Source organism: Psychromonas sp. MME1 (assembly GCF_041080865.1).
Classification (GTDB): Bacteria; Pseudomonadota; Gammaproteobacteria; order Enterobacterales; family Psychromonadaceae; genus Psychromonas.
On the sequence record NZ_CP160906.1, the window covers coordinates 1,831,752 to 1,842,561 of the forward strand.

The 10,810-nt window shown below is 40.4% G+C and carries 8 protein-coding genes; 3 read left to right on the forward strand and 5 right to left on the reverse strand.

The features are described 5' to 3' along the window. Positions 1–7 precede the first annotated feature (7 nt). Positions 8–1,267 (reverse strand): esterase FrsA, encoded by a 1,260-nt coding sequence (gene frsA, locus AB2N10_RS08310; RefSeq protein ID WP_354624153.1) that lies wholly within the window; start codon positions 1,265–1,267, stop codon positions 8–10. 43 nt (positions 1,268–1,310) lie between these two features. Between frsA and AB2N10_RS08315 the strand changes: the two genes are divergently transcribed. Next, positions 1,311–2,504, forward strand: a complete 1,194-nt coding sequence (locus tag AB2N10_RS08315) for an NnrS family protein (protein WP_354624152.1) — start codon at positions 1,311–1,313, stop codon at positions 2,502–2,504. A 150-nt stretch (positions 2,505–2,654) separates the two neighbouring features. Here AB2N10_RS08315 and AB2N10_RS08320 read toward each other — a convergent pair whose 3' ends face one another. Continuing rightward, on the reverse strand, positions 2,655–4,619 hold the full coding sequence (locus AB2N10_RS08320) for a cation:proton antiporter (protein ID WP_369433686.1): 1,965 nt from the start codon (positions 4,617–4,619) through the stop codon (positions 2,655–2,657). 171 nt (positions 4,620–4,790) lie between these two features. Between AB2N10_RS08320 and AB2N10_RS08325 the strand changes: the two genes are divergently transcribed. Then, a complete protein-coding gene (locus AB2N10_RS08325) occupies positions 4,791–5,687 on the forward strand; it encodes a GGDEF domain-containing protein (protein ID WP_354624148.1) in 897 nt (298 codons plus the stop codon). A gap of 54 nt (positions 5,688–5,741) precedes the next feature. Here the strand turns inward: AB2N10_RS08325 and AB2N10_RS08330 are convergent, their stop codons facing one another. Continuing rightward, the gene (locus AB2N10_RS08330) at positions 5,742–8,162 is read right to left on the reverse strand and encodes an ABC transporter permease (RefSeq protein ID WP_369433687.1); all 2,421 of its coding nucleotides are present in this window, start codon (positions 8,160–8,162) and stop codon (positions 5,742–5,744) included. Continuing rightward, the gene (locus AB2N10_RS08335) at positions 8,155–8,841 is read right to left on the reverse strand and encodes an ABC transporter ATP-binding protein (RefSeq protein ID WP_354624144.1); all 687 of its coding nucleotides are present in this window, start codon (positions 8,839–8,841) and stop codon (positions 8,155–8,157) included. The genes AB2N10_RS08330 and AB2N10_RS08335 overlap by 8 nt, the downstream gene beginning before the upstream one ends. Here AB2N10_RS08335 and tesA point away from each other — a divergent pair. Then, on the forward strand, positions 8,840–9,439 hold the full coding sequence (tesA, locus tag AB2N10_RS08340) for a multifunctional acyl-CoA thioesterase I/protease I/lysophospholipase L1 (RefSeq protein ID WP_354624143.1): 600 nt from the start codon (positions 8,840–8,842) through the stop codon (positions 9,437–9,439). The two genes, AB2N10_RS08335 and tesA, sit on opposite strands and share 2 nt — an antisense overlap. On the opposite strand, the gene tilS is transcribed toward tesA, so the two are convergent. Next, positions 9,436–10,806: a tRNA lysidine(34) synthetase TilS gene (tilS, locus tag AB2N10_RS08345; RefSeq protein ID WP_369433688.1), complete on the reverse strand. Its 1,371-nt coding sequence runs from the start codon at positions 10,804–10,806 to the stop codon at positions 9,436–9,438. The genes tesA and tilS overlap by 4 nt on opposite strands. Between the last annotated feature and the right edge of the window lie 4 nt (positions 10,807–10,810).

Sequence of the window (10,810 nt, forward strand, 5' to 3'; positions counted from 1 at the left end):
TTAACATTCACTCAGCAAGATGTCTTGCTAGCCACTCACTAGAATACCGTAAAGAGTTCAAATATGATTCAAAAATGGGAGGTTTATCAATAATATGAGACTCCCCTTCGTGGCTTGTTCTCGCAATCATACGCAAATCATTTTCATTACAGACGATATCGTTTTTATGACCAATACTCAGTAACGGTGTATTGATACGTTTACGTCCTAATAAACCTTGCGTGACTAGCGAGAAAGGAACGCAATGTTGATAAAGCAATTCAGCATCGGAATTATTTAATTGCATACGTGAAGCAAGACAATCTAACAACATCGGTGGCAATTTTTTAAAGTTATCCAATTTATCAAATAAGCTTGCTACTGCGGCCCCAACTGCCACCACAGATTTGACCGATTTAGGCTCTAAAAAGGCCAATCTTGTGGCGATATTACCACCAAAACGCATGCCCATTAACGAGATTCGATTATGATCAACCCAAGGAACGTTTTTCAGTTGATGAATTATCTCCTGGTGTAGGGAGGATGAATCTTGACTCAGTTTAACATGCGTAGACAACCCTATACCCGGTAGGTCAACGGTCAACATTGCTATTTTTGCTGGTGCCAAATCCTTTTCAAATAGTGGTAACAAATCGCATTGTAGAGAATCGAGTCCACCACTAACAATGACCACGGGATGAATGGTCTCAGTATCGGGCAAATGCAAATAGCAAATGACATCTTTACCTTGAAAGGGAAACTTAACCTCTTTAATAATATATTGGTCGGTGAATTTAAAAGACTCACGATAATTTGAAAATGCTAACGCTTGAGACTGTCCTGCTAATTCATCGTTTCTTAAATGCGGATAACTGGCCACACTATAAAATTGCGAGGCGGTATAATAGGCTTTTCGTGCAGATTCCCGTTGTCCCAATTTAGCGAACTCATTAGCTTGCTTTTGATACTGCATGGCCTTTTGTGTCCACTCATAGTTCCAATTCCCCGATCGAAAACCAGTGACACTATCAAGAATATGCGGATCGCTACGTTTATTTGTAGCGGAGGTAATATGTGCAAGTACCTCGTAACAATCTATGATATCCAGCCCTTGCCAAGCCCAAAGCATAAACTTTAATAAACGATACCAGTTATCTTGCAACTCCCCTTCCATAATAACATTATTCGTTGCATGGTTTTTTTTACTGCTGGAATTAGCGATAATGGTTGACGTTTCTTGAACAGTAATTTTATCGCTAAAAAGTACTTCTGATAAGTTTTCTGACATAAGTTGCCCTCTAATCCACATTGACCAATATTAGGAATTAATTATGCTACAGATTACCGACAATCACACAGAACAGCAATTATTGCCTCTGTTTCGGCTAGCTTTTCGTCCATTTTTTTTAGTTGGCACATTATTCGCCATATTTAGTGCAATCACATGGGGGCTATTGCTCTTTGCTACCATCACGCTACCATCGCAATTGCCCCCGACACTGTGGCATGCCCATGAAATGCTCTTTGGTTTTGCTGGCGCAATTATTTTAGGTTTTCTATTAACGGCAGTACAGAACTGGACGGGGCATCCAGGGCTAAAAGGCTATAAATTAGGCGCTTTAGTCACGCTTTGGTTATTAGGACGTATTGCAATATTTACTTTTCCACCTAACCTATATTGGCTAACCATGATTTTAGAACTAAGTTGGATGCCGCTAGCAGCTATTGTATTAGCACGCTCTGTATTATATGCAAAGCAGTGGCGTAACCTATTTTTTGTGCCATTACTATTTGCCATGACGCTATTAAATGGCATTAGCCTCTACGCCTTTCAAAAATACGATTATCTACTCGCCCAAGATGCTATTTGGAGCATGCTTTTTTTAGTGTTATTTATTATCGCGGTAATGGGTGGACGCGTTATCCCCTTTTTTACGAGCAAAGGAACCGACTCAGAAAAAGTACAACCCATAAAAGTACTAGAGTATTGCGCGCTACTCCCTTTACTATTACTCGCATTCACTGTTTTTTTTACGCCACTAAATATCTTTAGTGGCTATTTGGCTTTACTCGCGGGAATCAGCAACAGCATTCGCCTAATACGCTGGCGACCACAAATAACTTTGCCTGTACCTTTACTTTGGTCATTACATTTAAGTTACTTACTGCTTGCCATCGGACTTATTCTCTATTCTATGGCACTATTTATTCCCGCCATTAACGCAATCACCATGATACACCTTTCAGCTATTGGTGGTATTGGCGGCGTTATTTTAGCAATGATAAGTCGCGTTTCTTTAGGCCATACAGGGCGACCATTAATTTCTGAAAAATGGATGAATATTGCCTTTGCGAGCACAGCAATATCGGGTTTAATACGCCTCATTTATCCATACATACAACCTAATTCTCCGATAATGGGGTATTGGTTGTCGATTATTTTCTGGTGCACAGCCTTTGTTCTGTTTGTTATCTGCTATGCCAAAATGTTACTGTCGGCACGAATTGATCAACGCCCGGGGTAGGTTATAACAATTCACATAATATTATGGTCATAGCATGTTGAGGAAAAATGATACAGAGCAAGGCGCATTTAATCGTAATCGCTAGCTTTTACGATTAAATGCAACGCGGTTATCTATTATTTTTAACCAACAAGATAATGCGGATTGCTATTAAATTGGCGATTCGTGGATTTGTCGTTGTAATATTCTTTCAGCTTCTAATAGGGTCGCTTTTTCTCCCTGTAATATGACCGTGTCACCCGTTACAAAGCGGGTATCATGGGAAAGAATAACTTCTTCACCATCTGCTCTGTGTAATGATTTAATGATCACACCTGACAAGCTAAAGTCAGCGATGTAACTGCCTATCATTTGTGACTGTGGTGATAAAACCACGGCATGAATTTGCTCAATTAACCAGGCATTCTTCTCTAATTGACTATCTTGTCCGTAGTAAAAGCCATGTAAATTTTGATATTTACTTTTCCTTTCCAGATCCAAGCGCTCAATGATTTTACGATGGGGAATACCTGATAAAAATAGCACGTGGGCAACCAACATCAACCCCCCCTCTAACACCTCAGGAACAACTTGCGTAGCTCCAGCTTCCTGCAATTGATCTATTCCTTGGTCATTTTTAGTTCGCACCAATACCTTTACCTTTGGGTTTATTTGTCTAATTTGTCCTAACAAGGCCATCGAGCGCTTAAGATCATCAAAGGTAATAATTAACAACTTTGCCTTTTCAATACCCGCAATAAGTAATATTTCACGGCGGCTTGCATCACCAAACTCAACCATCTCTCCGCCTTCTCGCGCTTCCTTAACACGCAGAGGATCTCTATCTAAAACAATGAATGGCAGAGATTCTGCCCTTAAAAAACGCGACAGTATTTGCCCAACACGACCATAACCACAAATAATCGTGTGATTAGCAAATTGGCCAGGCAAAGGCTGGCGAAAATTAAATACTTTGGCTGAATGGTGTAGCACTTCTACGGCTATTTTTTGGCTATAATTAACCAATAAAGGCGTTAAAGACATACTTAACACGCCAGTTGCTATCAATAATGAAGATAGTTGTTCATCAAGCAAATGATACTTATTGGCTAAAGCAACTAAAATAAAACCAAACTCGCCCATTTGTGCGAGTGCGATACCAACTCCCAAGGCTGTTTTAAGCTTTTCACGCATAATTAATGCCGCGCTAGTAATGGTCACAACTTTTGCCAACATCACACAAAAAACGATTAAAATTAACGTGCTCAAATCATTGCGCAGTACATCAAAATTCAGCAGGGTGCCAATAGAGATAAAAAACATCGCCATTAATATATCTTTAAATGGCCTTATATCCGCAGAGATTTGGTGACGATAATGACTCTCGGCAAGCATCATCCCAGCTAAAAAAGCTCCTAACGCCATCGATAAACCCAGTTTTTGGGTAAACCAAGCAGCAAACAGGCTAATAAATAGTGTTGAAAGAATAAAGGTTTCATCGAAACGTAGCCGCCCCATTTCATAAAAAAATCGCGGCAATAACCAATGTCCAATGGAGAGTAATAATGCAACAGCAAAACCGCCTTTCATCGCAGCAATGGATAATGGTACGACTAATCCACCTTCAACATTAGGCACAGCGATGATTGGAATAATAATTAAAAATGGGACAACGGCCAGATCCTGAAACAGCAAAATGGCAATAGACAACTTACCAACCTGTGAATGTAATTGCTGTTTGTCTGACAAAAGTTTGACGATAATAGCAGTTGAAGACATGGTCAACACAGAGGCAACGGCAAAGGATTCCTGCCAGCTCATGGCAAACAATTGACTTAATGCGAAAAATAGAAAAAACGAAACAACAACTTGTAATATACCTACGCCAAATACCGAACGGCGCATATCAATCAGTTTTTTTAGAGAAAACTCCAACCCCAGCGAAAACATCAAAAACACAATACCAAATTCAGCCACCAACTCTATCTCATGGTAAGAGGCTAGGTAATTCAGTAGAGACGGGCCAAGTACAAAGCCAGTAAAAAGATAAGCAACAATATTAGATAAACGTAATTGCCTGAAAATAATCACACTAATGATGGCAAAAAATAGTAGTAATAAAAGATCGTTAAGCACTTAGCTCCCCCTTTTTTTTTGCCAAAAAACAGATAACCAATATCCCTTTAAGCATAGCCAACATCTTAAAAATAAAAACACAACGAATTGTCAATATTACTTGGCATAGTTCATGCTTAGATAGGAGCAGGATAAAGGAAATCATTGGTTTGCCAAATAACGGGGTATTCTATGGAAGCAACCACACAAGATAAAATTCAGACACTACCGCTTAGCGACAAGATATTCACCGTATTTAGCAATGATACTTTGCTAAAGCCTGAGGATAAATTGTTGTCTATCGAGTTATTGCAGGAATCTTTTCAATTAAAGGAATTAATGAACAATTTTGCCACCTTAGTGGCAAGATTTGTCCGCCCTTTTAATATTCGTTTTCAATCGGCACATGGTTTCTTTAGTATCAAACTAGAAAAGAAATTTAATTATAGCCATACCTTCAATTTATCGCGCACGGAAAATGGTGAGCGAATAGGTGCGATTACCTACCAAAGCAGTAAACCTTTGGGTACGAAAGAGAGTAAAATATTAACCGAATTACATATATTATTAGTGCCTAACCTGCGCTATGTATTAAAGATATCAGAACTTAACGCGATGATATTTAAGGATCACCTGACCAATGTCGGCAATAGAGCCTATTATGATGAAGCGATTTTGCGGGCCATCGATCAAAGCAACCGATGTGAACAGGATTTATCTATCATCGTACTAGATATTAATGATTTCAAGATAATCAACGATACCCTTGGACACCTTAAGGGAGATCAGGTTCTACAACATTTTGCAGTGGTATTAACCAAGAGCGTACGTACGACAGACATGGTGTTTCGCTTAGGGGGCGATGAGTTTGTTATTATTTTGCAGCCAGGTGAGCAGCAATCGGTCAATATCGTTACTCGGCGTTTATTTAAAGAGATCAATCAAAACCATTTATTACGGGAAATTAATTTTTCCTGTGCCGTTGGCTTTAGTCATTGGCAAATGGGACAAACAGCAGATCAGCTATTTGCCATCGCCGATCAAAATTTATATGTCAATAAACTATCCCGCAAAAAAGCGCTCAATTAATAACCAAGCAAGGAGTTGTCAATAATTTGGCAACTCCTTTAGCGTTCACTACTGTCATGTTCGTAATAACTTTCTAATTACACGGCTTAAACTAATAAAGACAATCATAACGGCAATAGCGGGTACTGCAAACCATAAACTGAGATGCAAACTCGGTGTTAATTGAAATCCCCATTTCATTAAACTATAAATGACTATTTCAGCACCTAATGCAGCAATCACGCCAGCTGAAAGCGCCATCAAGCCGTATTCACTTAGCAAAGTTTGACGAATATATTTTCGACTCGCCCCCAAGGTGCGATATAGTAGAACTTCTTGACTACGTTGCTGCAGACTTAGCCGTAACAAAGTAAAAATAAGTAATATACCACTGATCACTCCTAGGGCTGCTAACACCGTTAATGACCAACTAATTTGCGCTAATAATGATTGTATTTTTTCCCCTATAACACGGAAATTTAGCAGGCTAACCGTGGGATAATCACGTCCAAGCTGATTTAATAAGGTATTTTGCTGCTCGCCAATATGAAAACTAAGTAACCAGGTGGCAGGTAGATCATGTAAAATATCCGGTGTAAATATAAAATAAAAATTTGGTTTCATACTTTGCCATTGCACCGTTCGAATAGCATTAACACTTGCCATAATAGTTTGACTATTCACCGTAAAGGTTAATTTATCACCGAGATTAATATCTAAATTCTGCGCAACACTTTGCTCAATCGAAACACCATTTTTAACGCTCCACTGCCCAGCAACCACTTCATTATAGGAAGGCAGCTGCTCCGCCCAAGTAAAATTAATTTCTCGTTTTAATACATTGAAATTTTGCTGCTCTTGCCTCACGGCCTGTTTAATATCAACACCATTAATTTGTGTTAACCGTCCACGGACAATCGGGTAGGCAGCAGATCGCGCAACATTATTATCATCTAACAGTTGTAAATAGTCGCGATATTCAGTTGGTGCAATATTAATAGCAAAGACGTTAGGCGCATCAACAGGCATCGTTTGTTGCCAATCTCCAAGCAGATCATGGCGTAACAACCAAATAATCGCTACTAACATCAATGAACCAGATAGTGCAGCTAACTGCATCATGCTCTGTTTGGGCGATCTTCTAATTCGACTTAAGGCCAATGTCATCGCTGCATTCCATTGACGTTGATGAAGCAGATATAAAAGACCATAACTACACAATGCCAGTAGCAAAAACAGAGTAATTAATGCCCCAAAAATCATCCATACAAGCGTATTATTTCCATAATAGAGTATAAAAGCAGCAATCGGAAAGATAACAAGCCAACGCCCTTTACTCGATGATAGACTTTTTTTCCCCTGCAATACCGCAATCGCCGGAGTATCTAGTAACCGCAAAAGGGGAATACCCAGTGACGGTAGTGCGATTAACAAAGCAACGCTAGCAGCTAGCAAAAAAGGTAAATAACCATAACTTGGTAACTCCGCCGGCAATACATCCGTTAACGGAAGACGTAATAAGATCTCCAATATAAAGCCGAACAAACTCCCTAACAGTAAACTACTTATAAATATCACACCAATTTGCGTTAATAACCAAGCGGATAACCACGTTTTACTCGCCCCCATGCTTTTTAACATGGCGACCATTTCAGTTCGGCTATCGGCATAATGCAAACACGTTAAAACAAGTGTTACCGCGGCCATTAAAATAACCATCACGATCGTTAACGATAAATACTGCTTCGCTTTAACAATCAAATCGGCACTCCGCCCTTGCGCATTTTCACTGCGCCAACGTTGTGATGGTTGCAAGGTGTAATTTTCTTGTAAGCGCGCTAAGTCACTCTCCTCTCCACTAAAGAAAGTACGATATTGAACACGACTACCTACTTGCAGCGCACCGGTTCTCGTTAGATCATCTTGATGGATGAAAACATTAGGTAACGCACGAAAAGGATTAAAGGAAAGTTCCGGTTGTTCAACAACCTTACCAGAGATGACGAACTGCGCATCACCAATGTCAAGTTGGTCTCCTACAGCGACAGATAATAGTGAAAAAAGCCGCTCTGAAAGCCATAATTCACCTGGCTGAACCTGTTCGTGTACTGCCTGATTCTCATCCGCTAGTATTAACTCGCCACGCAATGGATAATTCAATTGTACCGCTTGTACACTCACCAACTGCATCTCTTCATCACTAAAGGCCATGGTTTGAAAACGGGTTTGTATTGAACTGTTTAAATTGAGCTGATGCGCACTTTCTAGTAATAATGGCGGTGCTGGAGTATCCGAATGAAATACAAGATCTGCAGCAAGCATTGCGCGACTATGGTTTGTCATAACGCCTTCAACACGTAACGCTAATGCGGATAATGCAACGACACAGGCGACAATTAAAGTGAGGGCGGCAAAGACAGGCCAAAGCTGTCCATGATAGATTTCCCGCAAACTCCAACGTAGCACCATTTTTTTACCCGATATGACGTTACCCATTCTTTGACTCCTGCAACAATTGACCTGCGTGGATTGTCAAAATACGATCGCAGCGCTGCGCCAAAGCGGGATCATGGGTAATTAACACGAGCGTTGTGCCATGATTGCGATTCATGGCGAATAATAGCTCGATGATCTGCTCTGCCGTTTTTTGGTCTAAATTACCCGTAGGTTCGTCAGCAAAAAGAATTTTTGGTTGCGTCATAAATGCGCGCGCCAAGGCAACCCTTTGCTGTTCACCACCGGATAACTGTGCGGGTAAATGGGTTGCTCGACCGGTTAAACCGACGGAATCAAGAAGCTGCTGTGCTCTTTGGCGATCTTCACCTTGCCCGCGTAAGATGGCTGGAAGCGTGACATTTTCAAGAGCCGTTAGGGATGGGATCAATAAAAAATTTTGAAACACAAAACCGAGTGATTCACTGCGGATTTTAGCACGCTGCTCATCATCTAATTGTGATAGGTTCTCGCCAAGCAATTCAACATCACCACAGGTTGGTGTATCTAATCCAGATAGCAATGTCATCAATGTTGATTTACCCGCACCAGATGTACCAATAATAGCGACACTCTCATTAGCGAAGACTTCAAAGGAGATATCGTTTAATATAGATAATTCACTGGCATTAGAAATGACCGATTTACTTAATGAACTCACTTTGATAATGGATGATGACATGGCAAAAGTTTCCCTTGGTATTATTGTTTTTCTCTTTTCAGCGATGGTAAATAGTACGACCTTACTCATCGTTGGAGACAGTTTAAGTGCAGGTTATAGAATGTCCAGTGAAGAAAGTTGGCCTGTATTGTTAGATAAACAACTACAACCCCTTGGTAAATCAGCAAAGATAATCAATGCAAGTATATCTGGCGACACCACCGGTAATGGTTTAGCCCGTTTACCTTCTCTATTGGCTCAACATACCCCTGACTCAGTACTCATTGAGCTTGGCGCTAATGATGGATTACGTGGTTTTCCCGTCGCACGCGTCAAGGAAAATTTGCAAAAAATGATACAACTCATTAAAGCACAAAATGCGCAACCACTGCTAATGCAAATTCATATCCCGCCTAACTATGGTAAACGATACACAACGGCTTTTAGTTCACTTTATATTTCGCTCAGTGAAAAAAATCAAATTCCATTGCTGCCCTTTTTCCTTGAACAGGTGATACAAAAACCACAATGGATGATGGAAGATGGGCTACATCCAACGCCACAGGCACAACCTTGGATTGCTGAATTTATGGCCAAGGAGTTAGCCCCCTATCTCTAATCATTTAACAGCTTGATATGTAACTGGCCAATTTCAGAACTTTCGTTAGTAATCTGACACTGCCATAAACCAACCGCAGCAGCTAACTCGCCATTTACTAAAATAAATGGTACTAAATCGCGTAACCAAGGCGCAACATGGTATTCATGCAGCAGTTTTTTAATACTACGGGATCCCTGTCGGCCTGTGGGTTGACAACGTAGATTGGTTGGTAAATGTGAGCGAAAACAGATCTCTATTTGCGCATCTTTAGGGCAATTAATCACCATGTCTGCAGCTTCGCATTGTTCGGAAAATGCCAACTGTAGCTGAATGCGATCATTCGCAAGACTAAGTAATGATTGCCCTTGCCAGTAAATTTTTTCACTGCGATTAATCGCGATATCTTGATCTTTTAGCAGATAAATATGGTCACGATAACGGCGCAGCGAGTAGTTTTTAAATTGCATAATTGGCGTGGCATCGTTTTTTGCCAACACGACATTCTGCCAAATAGCTTGCATCTGCGTTGCTGAAGGATAATCTATCTGCTGCAATTTAAACCATAAACGCAACACGTTATTACGCCGACCAACGCTCAACAATTTTAAGCCACTAACCGTTAATGCCTGCTGATTTAAACAGGAATACAGCACGGCGGCGTGATCCTGCGCGGCGAGTTCATCAAGGATCTGTTGTTGCTCTTGGCAAATAAAGGCGCTGCGTGCCACCGATTTACCAATACTAGGCCAACGCCCTTTTAATAGTGGCGTAATGCTATGACGAATGAAATTGCGATCAAAGTCTTGATTACTATTGCTCTCATCTTCAATCCATTGCAGTTGAAATAAGCTTGCATACTCCTCTAGTTGAGCGCGAGAAAAAACCAACAGTGGACGGATTAGAAAACCAGATGATAACGTTTGTCTTCCTTGAATACCTTGCAAGCCAGTAATACCAGAGCCGCGTTTAAGGGCTAATAAGACCGTTTCCAATTGATCATCTTGATGGTGAGCGGTCACTAAACAACTCTGTTCCGATAAGTTTTTTTGCAAAGCGTGATAACGCTTTTCGCGTGCAAGCGCTTCTAAACTAATACGATTTTTTTTATTTAATTGTACCTTCGTAAGAGTAAAACCCACTTGTAAATGACGACAATAATCGGCACAAAAATCACTCCAGCATTGTGCGTTCTCACTCAGTCCGTGATTAATATGATGGGCAAAAACAGCGATCTTTTTATCACGTTCACGTAGACGTGAAAAAAGGTGCAATAACACAATAGAATCTAAACCGCCGCTTAAGGCGATGTGAAAATCGCCTCCATTTTGTAGAGTCAAAGAAGTTAATTGCTGCCTGAATGTTGTGAATAAATCATGCTTGTTCATTTTA

What these genes read in the sequence shown, in the direction of transcription:
- AB2N10_RS08330 (WP_369433687.1), bottom strand. Translation starts at nt 8,162, where the DNA reads ATGGGTAACGTCATATCGGGTAAAAAAATGGTGCTACGTTGGAGTTTG.
- frsA (WP_354624153.1), bottom strand. Translation starts at nt 1,267, where the DNA reads ATGTCAGAAAACTTATCAGAAGTACTTTTTAGCGATAAAATTACTGTT.
- AB2N10_RS08325 (WP_354624148.1), top strand. Translation starts at nt 4,791, where the DNA reads ATGGAAGCAACCACACAAGATAAAATTCAGACACTACCGCTTAGCGAC.
- AB2N10_RS08315 (WP_354624152.1), top strand. Translation starts at nt 1,311, where the DNA reads ATGCTACAGATTACCGACAATCACACAGAACAGCAATTATTGCCTCTG.
- tesA (WP_354624143.1), top strand. Translation starts at nt 8,840, where the DNA reads ATGGCAAAAGTTTCCCTTGGTATTATTGTTTTTCTCTTTTCAGCGATG.
- tilS (WP_369433688.1), bottom strand. Translation starts at nt 10,806, where the DNA reads ATGAACAAGCATGATTTATTCACAACATTCAGGCAGCAATTAACTTCT.
- AB2N10_RS08335 (WP_354624144.1), bottom strand. Translation starts at nt 8,841, where the DNA reads ATGTCATCATCCATTATCAAAGTGAGTTCATTAAGTAAATCGGTCATT.